The sequence below is a fragment of the Janibacter limosus NBRC 16128 genome (assembly GCF_001570985.1).
Lineage (GTDB): Bacteria > Actinomycetota > Actinomycetes > Actinomycetales > Dermatophilaceae > Janibacter > Janibacter limosus.
The window spans coordinates 70,777-88,425 of the sequence record NZ_BCSS01000004.1 but is presented as its reverse complement, the minus strand read 5'-3'; the positions used below and the strand labels follow the sequence as shown (position 1 = coordinate 88,425).

Here is a 17,649-nt window from a genome sequence, read left to right as displayed (position 1 = left end):
GCTCAGTCTAGGTTCGCCGCCGAGGTCACCTGACCGGTGTCTCACCGCAGGAGGTCGCTCACGCCTCCCCGTAGAAGATCCGGTCGACCACGTGGCGCGCGCGCCGTGCGGTACGTCGGTAGGACTCGGCGAGGGCCAGTCCCGATCGCGGCTCCATCCCGACGATGCGACCCACGCCGTCCGCCTCGCGCAGGTTGGAGGGCACCGAGTCCACGGGACGACCCCGAAAGAGCATGCCGGCATTGCGCAGGAGCGAGGCCATCGACCAGGCCTCCCGCAGCACGGTCGCGTCCTCGACATCCACGAGCCCCAGCTCCACCGCAGCGGCGAGCGCCGGAAGCGTCCGGGTCGTGCGCAGGTCAGCGTGCTCGTGGGCGTGCTCCATCTGCAGCAGCTGGATGGTCCACTCCACGTCCGAGAGGCCCCCCATCCCGAGCTTGAAGTGCGCCCTGCGATCGGCGCCGCGAGGGAGCCGCTCGGCCTCCATCCGAGCCTTGAGCCGCCGGACCTCGCGGACCTGCTGCGGGTCCAGACCAGTGCTGGACCACCGGATCGGGTCGATGAGAGCGGTGAAGCGCTCCGCGAGGTCGGGGTCTCCGGCCACCGGCCGCGCCCGCAGGAGCGCCTGCGCCTCCCAGGTCTGCGACCAGCGCGCGTAGTAGCTGGTGTAGCTCGCGAGTGAGCGCACCATCGGGCCGCTCTTGCCCTCCGGTCTCAGGTCGGCATCCAGCCCCAACGGTGGGTCCGACCCGGCCGCGCCGATGAGTCGGCGCAGCTCACCGACGACGGCCAGGGCTGCCTCCTGGGCAGCCTGCTCGTCGGCCCCCTCGTGGGGGTCGTGGACATAGAGCACGTCGGCGTCCGAGGAGTACCCGACCTCTCGACCCCCCAGCCGGCCCATGCCGACGATGAGCATCGAGGTGCCGAGCGGTGCGCCACGGTCGGCCTCGATCTTGCGGATCACGACCTCGAGCGCCACCTCGATCGTCGCGTCGCTGACCTCGGTGAGCGCCTCCCCCACCTCGTCGAGCGTGAGCTTGTCCTCCAGGTCGGCCACGGCGACCCGGAAGATCTCGGCCCGCCGGATCGCCCGGATGGCCGCGACCGCGGCCTCGGGGTCCTCGCGCCGTCCGGCGGCCGAGCGCATCCGGCGCAGCAGCTCCTGGTGGGTGCGTGGACGCAGCCCATCACCCTCCCCGAGCATCTGCACGGCCTCGGGGCTGGCGAGCAGCAGCTCACCGGCAAACCGACTGGCACCGAGGGTGTGCGCGAGGGTCTGGGCGGCCTGTCCTTCGTCGCGCAGCAGACGCAGGTACCAGTGCGTCGTGCCCAGGGCCTCGCTGACCTTGCGGAAGGCGAGCAGCCCCGCGTCGGGGTCGGCCATCTCGGCGAACCACTCGAGCATGACGGGCAGCAGCTGCTTCTGGATCGCCGCAGCCCGGCTGACTCCTCCCATGAGGACCTCGAGGTGCCGGAGGGCACCGGCCGGGTCGCGATAGCCCAACGCGCTGAGTCGCTCTCGAGCCGCATCGGGCGTCAGGGACGCCTCGTCGGGACTCAATCGGGCGACCGCCGAGAGGAGTGGCCGGTAGAAGAGGCGCTGGTGCAGTCGTCGGACCTCGCGCGAGTGGCCGGTGCGCAGGGTGACCACCTGCTTGTCCGGCTGGTCCCACAGGCGCATCGAGCGACCGAGCCGCCGCAGGTCCTCCTCGGAGGTCGGCATGAGGTGGGTGCGACGCAGTCGGTGCAGCTGGATCCGGTGCTCGAGGGTGCGCAGGATGCGGTAGGCCTCCTCGAGGACTGCGGCGTCGGCGCGACCGATGTAGCCCCCCGTGGACAGCGCCGCGAGGGCATCGAGCGTGGTCCCCGATCGCAGGGTTTCGTCGGTGCGCCCGTGGACCAGCTGCAGGAGCTGGACGGAGAACTCGACATCGCGCAGTCCTCCGGGCCCGAGCTTGAGCTGGCGCGCCGCCTCCGCGGGTGGGATGTGCTGCTCGACTCGTCGCCGCATGGCCTGCACGTCGTCGACGAAGTCCTCGCGGGAGGCGGCCTCCCAGACCATCGGCTGCATGGCCCCGAGGTACTCGGCGCCGAGACCGGCGTCCCCGGCGAGGTGACGTCCCTTGAGCAGCGCCTGGAACTCCCAGGTCTTGGCCCACCGCTCGTAGTAGGCACGGTGGCTGGCCACCGTGCGCACGAGCGGGCCCTGCTTGCCCTCCGGTCGCAGGGCGGCGTCCACCGGCCACAGGCTGCCGTGGGCGGTCGCGTCGGCGCATGCGTGCATCGTCCGGGTGGCGATCTTGGTCGCGACCTCCAAGGCAGCCGTCTCGTCGACGCCCTCCACCGGCTCAGCGACGAAGATCACGTCGACATCAGAGATGTAGTTCAGCTCCCGCCCGCCGGCCTTGCCCATGCCGATGACGGCGAACCGGCAGGACTGGCCTTCTTCCCCCAGCTCGTCGATCGCGATCCGCACGGCGCCCTCGAGGGCGGATCCGGCGAGGTCGGCGATGGCCCGCGCGATGTCCGGGAGAGCTGCCACGGGATCCTCGGAGGTGACATCCCGGGCGACGATCCCGAGTAGCTGGCGGCGGTAGCCGACCCGCAGCGCGTCCTGGGGCTCGAGGTCCCCATGGTCCGCGATCTCCCCGAGCAGCGCGTCGGTGCGCTCCTCAGGCGACATCTCCCGGGCCTCGACGGCGTCCCGCCACTGCTCGGGGTGGGCGACCAGGTGGTCGACGAGAGCGGTGGAGATCCCGAGCCCCCCGACCATTCGTGCCCTGGCGGCATCGTCCGTGCGCAGTGCTGCGACGAGGTCATCGCTGTCGCTCACCTCGAGCAGCCGGACGAGGCCGAGCAGTGCCTGGTCAGGATCGGCTGACTTGGCCAGTGCCGCGAGGATCAGCTCACGCACGTCCGCGAGCGGCTCGAGCGCCGGATCGGCCAGCAGTGACTCCGCCCGGCGGGGGTCGCTGAAACCGCGTCGCGCCAGGGTGGGCAGGGGTCGGGTCGGCGGGCTCATGCGGTCCTCACAGCCGAGGCAGCAGACGTTCCAGCTCGAAGGGGGTGACCTGGTTGCGGTAGTCCGCCCACTCCTGTCGCTTGTTGCGCAGGAAGAAGTCGAAGACGTGCTCGCCGAGCGTCTCGGCGACCAGCTCGCTCTCCTCCATGGCCTCGATCGCCTCGGCGAGACTCGACGGCAGGGGCTTGATGCCCATCGCCCGGCGCTCCCGGTCGGTCAGGCCCCACACGTCGTCCTCGGTCTCGGGAGGCAGCTCGTAGCCCTCCTCGATCCCCTTCAGCCCTGCGGTGAGCATGACCGCGAAGGCGAGGTAGGGGTTGCAGGAGGCGTCCAGGCTGCGCAGCTCGACCCTGCTGGAGTTGCCCTTGTTGGGCTTGTACATCGGGACGCGCACCATGGCGGAGCGGTTGTTGTGGCCCCACGTCAGGTGGGCCGGCGCCTCGCCTCCGCCCCACAGCCGCTTGTAGCTGTTGACCCACTGGTTGGTCACGGCCGCGTACTCGCGACCGTGGTGCAGCAGGCCCGCGATGAACTGACGACCGACCTTGCTCAGCTGGTAGGGCGCGCCCGGCTCGTGGAAGGCATTGGTGTCACCCTCGAAGAGCGACATGTGGGTGTGCATGCCGCTGCCCGGGTACTCGGCGAAGACCTTGGGCATGAAGGTCGCGTAGACCCCCTGCTCGAGGGCCACCTCCTTGATGACCGTGCGGAAGGTCATGATGTTGTCCGCGGTCGACAGCGCATCGGCGTACCGCAGATCGATCTCGTTCTGCCCCGGCGCACCCTCGTGGTGGCTGAACTCCACAGAGATCCCCACGGACTCGAGCATCGTGATGGCGGCCCGACGGAAGTCGTGGGCCTCCCCCTTCGGCACGTGATCGAAGTAGCCGCCCTCGTCAACCGGGACGGGACGCTCGCCGGGAGGCGTGCCCTGCTTGAGCAGGAAGAACTCGATCTCCGGGTGGGTGTAGAAGCTGAAGCCCATGTCAGCGGCCTTGTCCAGCGCTCGACGCAACACATAGCGCGCATCGGCAAGGGCCGGACTGCCGTCGGGGAGCTGGATGTCGCAGAACATCCGGGCGGTCCCCGGGTGCTCACCCCGCCACGGCAGGACCTGGAAGGTCGAGGGGTCAGGTCGGGCGAGCATGTCTGCCTCGTAGACCCGGGTGAAGCCCTCGATCGCCGAGCCGTCGAAGCCGATGCCCTCGGTGAAGGCACCTTCGAGCTCGGCCGGCGCGATGGCCACCGACTTCAATGTCCCGAGGACATCGGTGAACCACAACCGGACGAACCGGATGTCCCGCTCCTCGATGGTGCGGAGGACGAACTCCTGTTGGCGATCCATGCTGCCCATCCTGCCCTAGCGATGTGGTCTGCACATGACACCGGGCCCACTCCGTCCAAGGTGGACGGGGCGAGCCCGGTGTCTGTCGTGCTCAGCCGGCGAGCGTGGTCAGCGCCCGGCCCGGATCTGGATCTTCATCTCGTCCTTCTTCTCCTTCAGGACCTTGATCGAGGTCCCCGAGCCGGCGACCTTGGTCGAGCTCCACGGGTTCTCCGCGGACCAGTAACGGTCCGTGTCGGAGTCGTCGAAGGTCGTGATGCCCTTGGTGGACGGAACCGTCTGCGGGATCCCGGCGTTGTGGAAGGTCACCTCGTCGGTGGACTGCTTGCCGAAGGTGGCGTCGAAGGGCTGACGACGGTTGCCGAGCAGCTTGCCGTTGGAGAACTTCACCGGAGCCGGACGGGCATCCACGGGCAGGACCATGCCGTAGCCGGGGTGCGCGCTCGTGTTGTTGTCCGTGTAGGCGTTGTTGATGTACCAGACCAGCAGGCCGTCCTGGTACGGGAAGCGCTCCACCCAGTCAGGCCGGTCGGCGAAGCCGAAGTTGTACGGGCCCGTCTTCAGGTTCTTGTCGTAGCCCGAGTAGACGCGGTTCTCAGCAAGGTAGTAGCTCTGCACGTCCACCGAGGTCGACCCGGACATCCGGGTGAACCCGTCAGCCGTCCAGCCGTTGTCGCCGGACTCGACGTCGTCGGTCAGGACCGGGGCCCCGTCGACGGTGATGACGATGTCGTCGAGGAAGGCGCCGGACTTCGAGAGACCACCATCAGTCTGGTAGCGCCAGCGGAAGAGGACCGTGTTGCCCGCGTAGGCACGCAGGTCATTGCTGATCTCACCCCAGGACAGGTCGCCGCCATCGTTGGCCGCGATCTCCTCCCAGGTGGAACCGCCGTCTGTGCTCACCTCGGTGTAAAGGAAGTCGTAGCCCTCCTCGATGTCGGAGGCCAGCTGTGCCGACACGGACGCCGACGTGGCACCGGTCAGATCGACCTCACGGGTCAACGTGTTGTTGAGGTCGTCGGCCGAGCCGGACCACCACTCGAAGCTGCCGGAGTGCGGCGTGTTGTAGTCGGTCGTCACGGTCTCCGCGGGAAGCATGACGGCAGCAGCCTGCGGCTTCTTGGCGTGATCCCGGTCGGCAGGGCCGAGGTCGACATTGGCCTTTTGTCCCTGCTTGACCGTCTGGACGTCGAGCCAGCCGAGCTGCAGCTTTTCCCAGGCACCCATGTAGCCGGGGCTGGAGCCGATGTCGTTGGTGCCGTCGTTGAGCCACGAACCACCGGACATGAGGGTCCAGAAGCCGGTGCCGTTGTCGCCGCCGGCGGTGTCGTAGAGGTCCGGCAGACCGAGGTCGTGGCCGAACTCGTGGGTGAAGACACCCAGACCACCGTTTTCGGGCTCGGTCGTGTAGTCACCGATCCAGATGCCGGAGTCACCCAGGGGAACGCCACCGAGCTTGTTCTGCTCCGGTCCGGCCTTGCCCATGTTGTTGGAGTAGGCGTACCAACGGTGGCTCCAGATGGCGTCCTCGCCCTCGGCGCCGCCGCCGGCCTCCTCGCCCTCGCCTGCGTGGATGGCCTGGAAGTGGTCGATGTAGCCGTCGGACTCGTTGAAGTCGCCGTCACCGTCGAAGTCGTAGCGGTCCCAGACGTCGAACTGGGCCAGGTACTCCTTGATCTCGGCGTCGGACTTGCCCTGGGCCTTCTGGTCCTCGTACCAGGCAGTCGCCGTGTCCTTGATGTAGTTCCAGTAGCCGTCGGCCTCGGACGTGCCATCACCCTCGACCGGGTTGTGGCCGTAACGGGACTCGTTGAACGGCACCGTCACCCAGTCGCTCACGTCACCCTTGGTGAGGAAGCGCCCGTTGGACTGCTTGAGGTAGAAGTCCTTGAAGGACTCCTGACCGTCAGCGAACATCAGCTCTTCGTAGTGCTCCTGGCTGAAGTCTTCGTCCCAGATGGTCGAGTTGTTCTGCGTACGGTCGGGCTCGGGGATCTCGTTGTGAGCCGGGCCGGCCTCGCCGCCGGTCGCGGGGAGCGTCTGGTCACCGAAGTCGGTGAGGATCGTGAAGACCGAGGCCTCGCGGTCGACGTCGTACTGGACGTACTTGCTGCGCGGGGGCTTCTTGTCCTTGCCCTTGTGCGTGCCCTTGGTGGTGTGGTCCTCGTGGCCCTTGCCCTTGGCGTGGCGCTCAGGCGCGTCCTCGCTCTTGATCTCGATGACCTGGGTGCCGTTCTTCGTGACCAGCTTCGCCTCGCCGCGCATGAGCTGGTCGACCGCATCCTTGCGGAGCTCGCGCTGCGCGTCGCCCAAGGGGTTGGGCAGGTCGTCGTGCCGGGCCGTCGAAGCGGCTGGGTCGTCGGTGGCCACGGCCGTTGTCCCAGCATTGGCCGACAGGGGCGCAAGCGTCAGGACAAGGGCGGACGCAGCGAGACCGGACACGACATAGGTGTGGCGTCTCTTCACGGATCCTCCAAATGATGGTGTGGCTCGTGCCACAGGGGGTGAGCGCACTCAACCAAGATTTGACGGCCATCGGGAGACGTGACGAGATTTCCTGAAGGAATCCTTACCTTTTCGGGTGGCGACGTCCGGGTTTTCCCTCTATCTGCCGCCCGCGGACGGCAGCTGAGCGCTCCGCCATAGGCTGGAGCCATGAGCACGCCCCCCACGCCCACTGCCCCGACGCCCGCCGAGGGCCCAGCCCCCGAGACCACCGCGCCGTACGGCAGCGGCTCGGCGCCGCACGCGACGGCACCCAAGAGGATCCGGATCCACCACCTGCAGGCGATGAAGGAGCGCGGTGAGCGCTGGGCGATGCTCACTGCCTACGACATGTACGCCGCGCAGGTCTTCGACGGTGCAGGCATCCCCGTGCTGCTTGTCGGCGACTCCGCCGGCAACAATGTCTATGGCCACGAGACGACGGTGCCGGTCACGCTGGAGGAGATGATCCCGCTGACCCGTGCCGTGGCCGGGGCCGCGGCCAGCGCGCTCGTCGTGGCGGACCTCCCCTTCGGCACCTATCAGGCCTCCCCCGAGCAGGCCTACATGTCGGCGGCACGGCTGATGAAGGAGGGCCTGGCGCACGCGGTCAAGCTCGAGGGCGGTGTCGAGATGGCGCCCGCCATCGAGCGGATGACGCAGGGCGGCATCCCCGTCATGGCACACATCGGCTTCACGCCCCAGAGCGAGCACACGCTCGGCGGCTATCGCGTCCAGGGGCGCGGTGACGCCGAGGCACAGCTCCTCGAGGACGCTCGGGCCGTCCAGGAGGCCGGCGCCTTCGCCGTCGTCATGGAGATGGTCCCGGCTCCTGCCGCTGCCGCCGTGACCCGAGAGCTGCGCATCCCCACCATCGGCATCGGCGCGGGGCCGGACTGCGACGCGCAGGTCCTCGTCTGGCAGGACATGGCCGGGCTGCGCACCGGCAAGGCGCCGCGGTTCGTCAAGCGCTATGCCGACCTGAGCACCGTCCTGGGTGACGCCGCCCGGGCCTACGCCGCCGACGTCGCCTCGGGGTCCTTCCCCGCGTCCGAGCACTCGTTCGAGAGCTGACGCCGTGGGCGGCAACCTCCCGGAGATCCGCACCCGCTGGTCAGAGGTGTCCGGTGGCATCGACGCCGCCAACGCCTACCAGCGTCGTTTCGACGAGCTCGCTCGTCGGGGTGCGGACCTCGACGGCGAGGCCCGATTCGTCCATGGCCTGCGGGAGGCGCCGGCACGGATCCTCGATGCGGGCTGCGGCACGGGCAGAGTGGCGACCACCCTGACCCGGCTCGGCCACGACGTCGTCGGTGTGGACGCGGACGCCGCGATGATCGAGGTCGCCCGCGAGCGCGACGAGGTCACGCGCTTCGTGCACGCTGACCTGAGCACGCTCTCGCTCACCGCGCAGACCTTTGACATCGTCATGATGGCGGGCAATGTCGTGCCCTTCCTCGCCGACGGGACGCTCGTCGAGGTCCTGCGCCGCATGCGGGCGCACCTGAGCGCCGATGGCCTGCTCGTCTGCGGATGGGCGCTGCCCGGGCACCAACCCGAGGGCGCTGCCGCTGTCAGCGCGCAGGACGCCGAGCGAGCAGCCTTCGCCGCAGACCTCTCGCTCGTCGCCCGCTACGCGTCGTGGGATGCACAGCCCTGGCCGGGCGACGGGAGCTGGGCGCTCACACTCCACCGACCCCGCTGAGCGGGATCAGGCGTCAGCGTCGCCCGACTCCCACGCCCGGTCCTTGCGGTCCTGCTCGTCCCAGGCCTCCGTCTTGGCCTGCGCAGTGGCCAACGCGCCAGCGGCCTCCGCCTCGGTGTCGTACGGACCCATCACGTCCGCATTCTGCGAGCGGTTGTCATCGGTCTCGACCTCATTGGTCTCGATGTTGAACCAGTACGCCATCGTCGTCCCGTCCTTCCTGGCGGAGTCCTCGTCCGCCAACCGGGGCGCTTCGGCCGCACCCTCGTTGCCTAGACTCCACAGCATGCTCGCCTCCACCGCAACCGTGACACCCGGCGTGGTCTCCCCGAGACGCCAGGTCCCCGGCCGCATCGCCCGTCCCGAGTACGTCGACAAGGCCGCGCCCACCCCCTTCGTCGGTTCGGAGATCAAGGACGCCGGGACGATCGAGCTCATGCGGCACTCCTCACGGGTCGCCGCCGGCGCGCTCGCCGCCGCAGGGGCAGCCGTGGCACCGGGCGTGACCACCGACGAGATCGACCGCATCGGCCACGAGTACCTGCTCGACCACGACGCCTACCCCTCGACCCTGGGCTATCGCGGCTTCCCCAAGTCGCTGTGCACCTCGGTCAACGAGGTCGTCTGCCACGGCATCCCGGACAGCCGCCCGCTCGCGGAGGGCGACCTGGTCAACATCGACATCACGGCCTTCGTCGGCGGGGTGCACGGCGACACCAACGCCACCTTTTTCGCGGGCGAGCCCGATGAGGAGTCCCGCCTGCTCGTCGAGCGCACCCACGAGGCCATGATGCGCGGGATCAAGGCGGCCCTGCCGGGTCGTCAGGTCAACATCATCGGCCGAGTCATCGAGAAGTACGCGGCGCGCTTCGGCTACGGAGTCGTGCGCGACTACACCGGCCACGGCATCGGCACGAGCTTCCACTCCGGCCTGGTCATCCCCCACTACGACGCCGCGCCAGGATACGACACGGTCATCGAGCCGGGCATGACCTTCACGATCGAGCCGATGCTCAACCTCGGGACACCCGGGTGGGACCTGTGGGATGACGGCTGGACGGTCGTCACCAAGGACCTGCGTCGCTCGGCCCAGTTCGAGCACACGATCCTCATCACCGATGATGGCAACGAGATCCTCACCCTCTGCTGACAGGCGGTCCCGATGAGTACGAGCTATGACGCGCTGGGCATCGACATCGGGGGCTCCGGCATCAAGGGCGCTCCGGTCGATCTCGAGACGGGCACCTTCGCTGATGACCGGTTGCGCATCACCACTCCCGAGCACTCGACGCCGGACGCGGTGTGCGAGGTCATCGAGCAGATCGTCGACCACTTCTCGACGAAGCCGCACGTGCCCATCGGGATCACCCTCCCCGCGGTCGTCACGCACGGCGTGGTGCGCAGCGCGGCCAACATCGACCGCTCCTGGATCGGCGTCGATGCAGCCGCGCTCTTTGCCGACCGCCTGGGCCGAGAGGTGCACCTGGTCAATGACGCCGATGCCGCGGGCGTCGCAGAGCGCCACCACGGCGCTGCCAAGGGGCACGACGGCGTGGTGCTCCTCACCACGCTCGGCACCGGCATCGGGACGGCACTGATCGTGGACGGTCACCTCGTGCCCAACACCGAGCTCGGGCACCTCGAGATCGACGGTCACCATGCGGAGAGCCACGCGGCCGACTCGGCACGCAAGCGCGAGGACCTGAGCATGCAGCAGTGGGCCGAGCGGCTGCAGATGTACTACACCCACGTCGAGGACCTGCTCTGGCCCGACCTCTTCGTCGTCGGCGGCGGGATCAGCAAGCAGGCAGACGCCTTCTTGCCCCTGCTGGACCTGCGCACCGAGATCGTCCCCGCACGGCTGAGGAACAAGGCGGGCATCATCGGCGCGGCCTGGCTGGCGACACAGGGCAACTGACCACTCTCGGCGCGCTCCCTGCGACCCGCTCGCGGATACGGCAGGGTGTTGCCATGACGACATCGTCCGGGGCCAGCACGGGGAGCGACTCGCGCCGACTGAGCCTGCCCGATGCTGTCGGGACGGGCTTGGCATCGACCCTCGGTGCCGGCCTCTTCGTCGCTCTGGCGCCTGCCGCCGCGTCCGCAGGAGACCACCTGGTCTGGGCCGTGCTCCTCGCTGCGCTCGTCGTGAGCCTCAATGCCGCCTCGTCCCTCACGCTTGCTGCGACCGACCGCGCAGCCCTGGGCACGCACACGCACGTCCGCGATCGGCTCGGTACACCCTGGGGCCATCTCGCCGGCTGGGCCCACGTCGTGGGCGCGATCTCGGCGTGCGCCGCACTCGCGCTGACCATCGGTCTGCATGTCCTGCCCGACGGGTCAAAGGTGATCGGTGTCGTCGCCGTGCTCGCGGTGCTCGGGCTGCACGTGCAGGGCATCGAGCGCTCCGCTCGCGCTGAGCGGATGATCGCCATGCTCATCGTGCTGGCGGTCCTCATCTTCGCCACGGTGCTGCTCACCACCCCGCCGGTCCTCACCGATGCCCCGGTCGACGCAGAGGGCTCCGGCGGACCGCTGGGGGTCGCGGCAGCCAGCGGCATCGTCCTGTTCGCCTTCGTCGGGCACCTCCGCCTGGTCAACCTGCGTGCCGAGACGGTCTCCCCGCGCACCGTCCCTCGCGCGGTCACCATCTCGCTCGGCATCGCCATCACGCTGTACCTGCTCGTCACCGTGGCCCTGACCCGCACCTTGGGCACCGGTTGGGTCGCAGCCCGTCAGGCTCCCCTCGCGGAGGCTGCCGAGATCTCGGTGTGGCCCTGGCTCGGACCCGTCCTGCGCATCGCGGCCGTCCTTGCCGCTGGCGGAGTCCTCAGCTCGCTCGTGCTCACGGCCGCAGGTGACGTCGCCACCATGGCCCGCGACCGCCATCTCCCCGTCCCACTGGCCGCCCGCCACGGACCGCGACGGGTGCCACGGCGAGCCGTCGCCGTCATCGCGGCCTTGGTCATCGTGTCCGTGGTCCTCGTGGACGCCCGGCAAGCCATCGGCTTCGCCTCGTGCTGCATCCTCGTCCACTTCGCACTGGTGCACGCGAGCGCGTGGACACTCGAGCCCCGGTGGCGTCGGCGCGTCATCCCCTCCGTGGGCGTCATCGCCTGCCTGGTGATGGCGTTGCTCCTGCCCTGGCAGTCCGTCCTCGCCGCGGTGCTGGTCCTGCTGCTCGGCGCGATCATCGGTTGGGTGCGGCACACGACCCGGGAGTGAGCCGACCGACGCAGTCATGCTCTCTGCTCCCGTACACTGCTCCACGGATGAGTCGGCCGGACGGCTGCGTCACCGCCTCGGCGGTGTCGAGGAAAGTCCGGGCTCCACAGGGCGTGGTGGTGGCCAACAGCCACCCGGGGCGACCCGCGGGACAGTGCCACAGAAAGCAGACCGCCTTGACCGCTTGCGGTCGAGGTCAGGGTGAAACGGTGGTGTAAGAGACCACCAGCGATCCGGGTGACCGGATCGGCTCGGTAAACCCCACCAGGAGCAAGTCCAGACAGTGCGCGTCCGAGGGCTGCTCGCCCGAGTGCACGGGTAGGACGCTGGAGGTCGTCGGCAACGGCGACCCGAGATGGATGGCCGTCTCACCGGCACCGGCAACGGTGTCGGATGACAGAACCCGGCTTACAGGCCGACTCATCCCACCCCCTTCGCCCGCTGCTCAGTGCCAGAGACGCACGGCACGACGGACGGCACCACCCTCAGGTCGGTTCCGGGCCGCGCGGCCCGGAACCGACCTCACCGCCCAGGTCAGAACCAGCCCAGCCCCTCGGCGATGAGGATCAGACCGAAGATCGCAAAGGCCGTGGCGGCGCCGTACTTGATGACCTTTTCCGGCAGCTTGCGTCCCAGGACCGCGCCGACGGCGATGGCCAGGGCGTCGGCGGCGACCATGCCGATCGTCGAGCCGATCCAGGTGCCCAACCAGTCCTCGCGGACCGCGAGGGTGATGGTGGCCAGCATCGTCTTGTCCCCGAGCTCCGCGAGGAAGAAGGCCAGGCCCACGGCCAGGAGCGCGGACCCCTTGGCCTTGCGCGCCTTCTGCGCCTCCTCGTCTGTCAGCTCGTCGCCACGCAGGGTCCAGGCCGCGAAGGCCAGGAACGCGAGCCCGGCGACGATGGCGATGGGAGCCTGGTACTTCTCGAAGCTCGCGCCGATGAAGTACCCGATGCCCACGGAGGCCAGGTGCACGATGGCGGTGGCGGCAGTGATCCCGATGATCACGTCCCGCGCCCGGTAGCGGGTTGCGAAGGTCATCGCCATCAGCTGGCTCTTGTCTCCGAGCTCGGCGACAAAGATGACCACGGTGCTGAGCACCAGTGCAGAGAACATGAAAAAACTCCTCGTCCGCCCGGACGAGGAGTCGCGGTGACGAGCCTCGACCGGGAATGTGGCAACGACAAACCGGTCGAAAGTCTCGTCCGCCAGCAATGCTGGCCCGATGTGCCGGAGCCGGGACCCGAGGGCCGAGGCTCAGTGTGTCGACACACCTGTTGGGGACTACTCCCTTTCGCTGCCGCAGACTCTAGACCATCGCCCGCCCGCCGGTCACACCACCTCGAAGGCGACCTTGCAGGAGGTCAGATCGACATCGGTCAGCCGCACGGTGACCTCGGCGCCGAGCTCGGCAGCACCCTTGGCCTTGGCCATGACCGGAGGGTCGATGAGCTGGACCTCGAGGTCGTCCTTGCCCTCCTGACCACCGGGTACGTCGATGACCACCGCGGCGAACTCCTGGCCCACCCGATCGGCGAGCGTGGCCGCCTCGACGGCGTCCGTCGTCGCCCGCTCGACCGCCGCGGCCCTGCGGTCCGAGGCCTCCATGAGCTCGGGCAGCAGCGGCAGCGCCTCACGAACCCACTGCGGCACCTCCTCGCCCGCGCTGACCGCTGCGCAGAGGGCCAGCCCGAAGCGGTCGACGAGCCGGCGCAAGGGCGCCGTCACGTGGGCGTAGGGAGCCGCGATGGCGGACTGCTCGGCCACCTCCGGCGGGTGCCCGTCAAAGGCGGTGTAGCCGGCCCCGCGGAAGAGCACTGTCGACTCGTGGATCAGAGCGAGGTGCCTGGGGTTGGTCCCGTCGAGCGAGCGGAGCAGGGTGCCGTGATCGACGCCCTCGGCCCACTCGACGCCCAGGGCGCGGGCGATGCGTCGCAGCTGGTCGACGGCTGAGTCCTCAGGGTGCGGCATGGTCCGCAGGATCCCGATACCTGCGTCGAGCATCATGCCGGCGGCGACGACGCCGGTCAGCAGGGAGATCTGCGCATTCCAGTCCTCGGCCGGAACGAGCGGGCGCAGGTGCAACCTGAAGCCGCCCTCGACCTCCTCGACCTCCTGGTCGGGCATCGGGAGCGAGGCGCCGCCACGCTCCTGCTCGAGGACGATGCGCTTGTCGCCGATCTCCTTGAGCAGCACGAGCCGCTCATCATCGGTCCCGGAGTCGACGGCCTCCTGCACTGCCGTGTACTCGAGCCGGTCGACGCTGCGCACGAGCGCTGGGTAGACCTCCGCAGCAGTGTGCTCCCCACGAGCATCGAGCCGCATGTCCCACACATAGGCGGGACGTACCTCGTCGGGCAGCAGGCTCGCCGTGTCCTCGCTGAGGACCGGCGGGTGAAGGGGGGTCCGCTCGTCGGGCGCATAGATCGTCTGGCCCCGACGACGGGCCTCTGCGTCGATGGCGCCGCCGGGCGCGACGAAGGACTCCAGGTGCGCGATCGCATAGCGGACCCGGTATCCGTCCCCGTCACGGCTCAGGTGCATGGCCTGGTCGAGGTCCATCGACCCGGGCGGGTCGATGGTGAGGAAGGGCAGCTCGGTCTCGTCACGCTCCGGTCGTGAGAGCGGCTGCGCGGCAACCCTCTCGGCCTCCGCGAGGACGTCCTCGGGAAACGCCGCGGGCACCTCCTGCTCGGTGCGGATGGCGTCGAAGCGAGGCGTGAGGCCCGCGGCGGCCACCACCTCTCCGGCTGCGGGGTCGGTGGGACGAAGGGTGACGGTGCGCTTCGGAGCCATGCTCGCCACCCTAAACGGCTGACGTATCGTCCGGGGGGTGCTCGTGCTGCTACCTCCCTCGGAGTCCAAGACCGGCCGCTCGCGCGGCAAGAGCCTCGACCTGGACACGCTCTCCTTCGCCGCCCTGCGTCCACAGCGAGAGGCGGTGCTCGCTGCGGTGGCCGAGGTCAGCGCCCGGCCGGACGCCCACGAGGTGCTCGGCGTCAGCCCCAACCTCGTCGAGGACGTGGCGCGCAACACTCGCCTGATGACCGCCCCCGCTCCACCCGCGGCGGATGTCTACACCGGTGTCCTCTACGACGCGCTGGACCTCGGCGACCTCACGCCTAGACAACGGCGCCGGGCCAACCGGTGGATCGTCGTGGTGTCCGCGCTCTTTGGTGCGGTGCACCCGTCCGACCGGATCCCGCCCTACCGCCTGTCGATGGCCGTCAACCTCCCGGACATCGGGCCCCTGGCCGGCCATTGGCGTGCAGCCCTCGACGGTGAGCTCACGGCGGCCGCCGGCACCGGGCTCGTCGTGGACTGTCGCTCGAGCACCTACACGGCCGCGTGGACCCCCTCCGGCTCGGTGGCGAAGCGGTGGGTCCAGATCCGGATCCCGGGAGCGACCCACATGGCCAAGCACACCCGTGGCCTGGTGACCCGACACCTCCTGGGTGTCGATCGCGAACCCCGGACCCCCGCGGCCCTCGCCACGGCGCTCGAACCGGCCTTCGAGGTCGCACTGACCGCGCCGTCCGCGACCGGACGCCCCTGGGTGCTCGACGCCACAGTGCGGTGATCCCGCCCGAGCTCGTCGAGGTCCTCGCTCGGGCCCTGCCGGTGATGGTCTTCCTCGTGGCGATCACGGTCGTCGCCGAGATCAGTGACCTTGCGGGCGTCTTCGACGTCGCCGGTCACGCGGCGGCCCGTGTCGCGGGTCGGCGAGTCCTCGCGCTGTGGCTGCTGCTCGCCGCCGTCGCAGTCGTCGTCACGGTCTTCCTCGGGCTGGACACGACCGCCGTGCTGCTCACCCCTGTGGCGCTGACCGTGGCCCGGCAGGTGGGGGCGACGCCGGCCCCCTTCGCCGTGACGACGCTCTTCCTGGCCAACACCGCCTCGCTCTTCCTGCCCGTCTCCAACCTGACCAACCTGCTTGCTGCGCAACGCTTCTCGCAACTTGGCGTCGACCATGCCGAGTCCGTGGCGCTCGCCCTCGCGCCGGGTCTGGCAGCAGTGCTCGCCACCCTCGTCGTCGTCGGAGTCGTCCACCGTCGGCAGCTGCGCGGGCGGTTCGTGGCCGAGGCCCCGGATCGACCCCACGACCGGGTCCTGCTCGGGGTCGCCGCCGGGACCTGCCTGGCGATCGGCCCGCTCTTCGCGCTCGGGGGCCAGCCTTGGATCGTGTCATGCGGCGCCGCCGTGGTGCTGCTGGCCGCGGTGTGGTGGCGGGCTCGATTCCTCCTGCGCAGGATCAGGCCGCCGTGGATCATGGCACTCGTCGTCGGAGCGCTGCTCGGGCTCGTCCAGATCGGCCTGTCGCAGGGGGCCGCTGGCCCGCTCGCTGACCTGCTGGGCCACGGTGAGCAGGCGGGCGACCTGCTGAGGGTCGCGGGCATCGGCGCGCTCGGCTCCAACCTGGTCAACAACCTGCCGGCCTACCTCGCGCTGGAGGACGCCGCCGCGACGAGCCCGACCCGGCTCATGGCGCTGCTCGTCGGGACCAATGTCGGCCCCGTCGTCACCCCATGGGGGTCGCTCGCGACACTCCTGTGGCTCCACCGGATGAGGACGGCCGGGGTGTGCGTGCACCTGGTGCCTCTCGCCGCGCAGGGACTCGCCGTGGCGCTGCTCGCCGGCAGTGCGGCCGTGCTCGTGCTGGTACTCGCTGCCTAGCCCAACGCGCGCCGCAGATCGGCCACGAGGTCCTCGGCCGCCTCGAGACCGATGGAGATGCGCAGCGTGGAGTCGGCGATGCCGATGGCCGCACGTGCCTCCTCGCCCATGCGCCGGTGCGTCGTCGTCGCCGGGTGCGTGATGAGCGACTTGGAGTCACCGAGGTTGTTGGAGATGTCGACGATGCTCAGGGCATTCATCAGCGCGAAGGCCTCCGCCTTGCCCCCCACGACGTCGAAGGTCACGACCGTACCGCCACCACTCATCTGACGCCGTGCCAGCCCGTGCTGCGGGTGCTCCGGCAGCCAGGGGTGGATGACGCGCGAGACCTTGGGATGCTCCTGCAACGCCCGAGCGATCGTCAGGGAGGACTCCGCCATCCGACGCACCCGCAGGTCCATCGTCTCCAACCCCTTGAGCAGCACCCAGGCGTTGAAGGGAGAGAGGCTCGGTCCGGTGTGGCGGATGAGGTTCTTGACCGGGCCGTCGATGTACTCCTGCGGCCCCAGGATCGCTCCACCGAGGACCCGGCCCTGTCCGTCGATGTGCTTGGTCGCCGAGTAGACGACGATGTCGGCCCCGTGATCGAGCGGCCGCGAGAAGACCGGGGTCCCGAAGACATTGTCGACGACGACCTGCGCACCGGCGGCGTGCGCCAGCTCGCTGACGGCGGCGATGTCCACGAGCTCCTGCATGGGATTGCTCGGTGTCTCGAAGAAGACCGCGGCCGTCGGCTCGGACAACGCGTCACGCCACTGGTCGAGGTCGGGACCGTCGACGAAGACGGTCTCGACGCCCCACCGCGGGAGGATCTCGTCGAGGATGACGAAGCAGCTGCCGAAGAGCCCCCGCGAGGAGACGATGCGGTCTCCCGCGCCCAACAACGCCGCGAGTGCGGTGAAGACGGCCGACATGCCGGATGCGGTCGCGTAGGCGGCCGGCGCACCCTCGAGCAGGCGCAGCCTCTCCTCGAACATCGCCACGGTCGGGTTGCCATAGCGGGAGTAGACGAACTTGTCGACGCCGTCGGTGAAGGCGGCCTCGGCCTCCTGCGCGCTGCCGTAGACGAAGCCGGAGGTCAGGTAGAGCCCCTCGGACGTCTCGTCGAAGGTCGATCGCGCCTGACCGCCACGCACGGCGAGGGTCTGCGCGGACAACCCGTCGGGGTCCAGGTAGGGACTCGGGTTGCCCGGG

The 17,649-nt window shown here is 69.5% G+C and carries 14 protein-coding genes and 1 other RNA gene; 8 read left to right on the top strand and 7 right to left on the bottom strand.

The window, feature by feature from the left end; translation table 11 throughout:
- Positions 1-58: 58 nt before the first annotated feature.
- The 3 genes from JLI01S_RS02530 to JLI01S_RS02520 all read right to left on the bottom strand — a co-directional run bounded on the left by JLI01S_RS02530 (position 59) and on the right by JLI01S_RS02520 (position 6,833).
- The gene (locus JLI01S_RS02530; protein WP_068259432.1) at positions 59-3,022 is read right to left on the bottom strand and encodes a bifunctional [glutamine synthetase] adenylyltransferase/[glutamine synthetase]-adenylyl-L-tyrosine phosphorylase; all 2,964 of its coding nucleotides are present in this window, start codon (positions 3,020-3,022) and stop codon (positions 59-61) included.
- A 7-nt stretch (positions 3,023-3,029) separates the two neighbouring features.
- Positions 3,030-4,367, bottom strand: a complete 1,338-nt coding sequence (locus JLI01S_RS02525) for a glutamine synthetase family protein (RefSeq protein ID WP_068259428.1) — start codon at positions 4,365-4,367, stop codon at positions 3,030-3,032.
- A 108-nt stretch (positions 4,368-4,475) separates the two neighbouring features.
- Complete coding sequence (locus JLI01S_RS02520) at positions 4,476-6,833, bottom strand: immune inhibitor A domain-containing protein (RefSeq protein WP_068259425.1); 2,358 nt, start codon at positions 6,831-6,833, stop codon at positions 4,476-4,478.
- Between the two features lie 189 nt (positions 6,834-7,022).
- Between JLI01S_RS02520 and panB the strand changes: the two genes are divergently transcribed.
- Positions 7,023-7,925 (top strand): 3-methyl-2-oxobutanoate hydroxymethyltransferase, encoded by a 903-nt coding sequence (gene panB / locus JLI01S_RS02515; protein ID WP_068259422.1) that lies wholly within the window; start codon positions 7,023-7,025, stop codon positions 7,923-7,925.
- Between the two features lie 4 nt (positions 7,926-7,929).
- Positions 7,930-8,556 carry a class I SAM-dependent methyltransferase gene (locus JLI01S_RS02510; protein WP_218005442.1) on the top strand — a complete coding sequence of 209 codons (627 nt, stop codon included), beginning with the start codon at positions 7,930-7,932 and terminating at the stop codon, positions 8,554-8,556.
- A 6-nt stretch (positions 8,557-8,562) separates the two neighbouring features.
- Here JLI01S_RS02510 and JLI01S_RS02505 read toward each other — a convergent pair whose 3' ends face one another.
- Positions 8,563-8,844: a hypothetical protein gene (locus JLI01S_RS02505; RefSeq protein ID WP_369407363.1), complete on the bottom strand. Its 282-nt coding sequence runs from the start codon at positions 8,842-8,844 to the stop codon at positions 8,563-8,565.
- On the opposite strand from JLI01S_RS02505, the gene map reads away from it, so the two are divergent.
- The 4 genes from map to rnpB all read left to right on the top strand — a co-directional run bounded on the left by map (position 8,843) and on the right by rnpB (position 12,208).
- Positions 8,843-9,706: a type I methionyl aminopeptidase gene (gene map / locus JLI01S_RS02500; RefSeq protein WP_068259418.1), complete on the top strand. Its 864-nt coding sequence runs from the start codon at positions 8,843-8,845 to the stop codon at positions 9,704-9,706. The genes JLI01S_RS02505 and map overlap by 2 nt on opposite strands.
- 12 nt (positions 9,707-9,718) lie before the next feature.
- Entirely contained in the window at positions 9,719-10,474 is a 756-nt protein-coding gene (ppgK, locus tag JLI01S_RS02495) for a polyphosphate--glucose phosphotransferase (RefSeq protein ID WP_068259414.1), read from the top strand.
- 53 nt (positions 10,475-10,527) lie between these two features.
- A complete protein-coding gene (locus JLI01S_RS02490) occupies positions 10,528-11,781 on the top strand; it encodes an APC family permease (protein WP_068259412.1) in 1,254 nt (417 codons plus the stop codon).
- Positions 11,782-11,829: 48 nt separating this feature from the next.
- An RNA gene (gene rnpB / locus JLI01S_RS02485) (RNase P RNA component class A) lies at positions 11,830-12,208 on the top strand.
- Between the two features lie 107 nt (positions 12,209-12,315).
- On the opposite strand, the gene JLI01S_RS02480 is transcribed toward rnpB, so the two are convergent.
- Both JLI01S_RS02480 and JLI01S_RS02475 read right to left on the bottom strand, forming a co-directional pair.
- Entirely contained in the window at positions 12,316-12,897 is a 582-nt protein-coding gene (locus JLI01S_RS02480) for a TMEM165/GDT1 family protein (RefSeq protein WP_068259410.1), read from the bottom strand.
- Between the two features lie 216 nt (positions 12,898-13,113).
- On the bottom strand, positions 13,114-14,577 hold the full coding sequence (locus JLI01S_RS02475) for an RNB domain-containing ribonuclease (protein ID WP_068259407.1): 1,464 nt from the start codon (positions 14,575-14,577) through the stop codon (positions 13,114-13,116).
- Between the two features lie 37 nt (positions 14,578-14,614).
- Between JLI01S_RS02475 and JLI01S_RS02470 the strand changes: the two genes are divergently transcribed.
- Together JLI01S_RS02470 and JLI01S_RS02465 are read left to right on the top strand one after the other, a co-directional pair.
- Positions 14,615-15,361 (top strand): YaaA family protein, encoded by a 747-nt coding sequence (locus tag JLI01S_RS02470; RefSeq protein WP_068259399.1) that lies wholly within the window; start codon positions 14,615-14,617, stop codon positions 15,359-15,361.
- On the top strand, positions 15,358-16,455 hold the full coding sequence (locus tag JLI01S_RS02465) for an SLC13 family permease (protein ID WP_157074790.1): 1,098 nt from the start codon (positions 15,358-15,360) through the stop codon (positions 16,453-16,455). Before JLI01S_RS02470 ends, JLI01S_RS02465 begins: the two co-directional genes overlap by 4 nt.
- On the opposite strand, the gene JLI01S_RS02460 is transcribed toward JLI01S_RS02465, so the two are convergent.
- Positions 16,452-17,627: an O-succinylhomoserine sulfhydrylase gene (locus JLI01S_RS02460; protein ID WP_245634502.1), complete on the bottom strand. Its 1,176-nt coding sequence runs from the start codon at positions 17,625-17,627 to the stop codon at positions 16,452-16,454. The two genes, JLI01S_RS02465 and JLI01S_RS02460, sit on opposite strands and share 4 nt — an antisense overlap.
- Positions 17,628-17,649 lie beyond the last annotated feature (22 nt).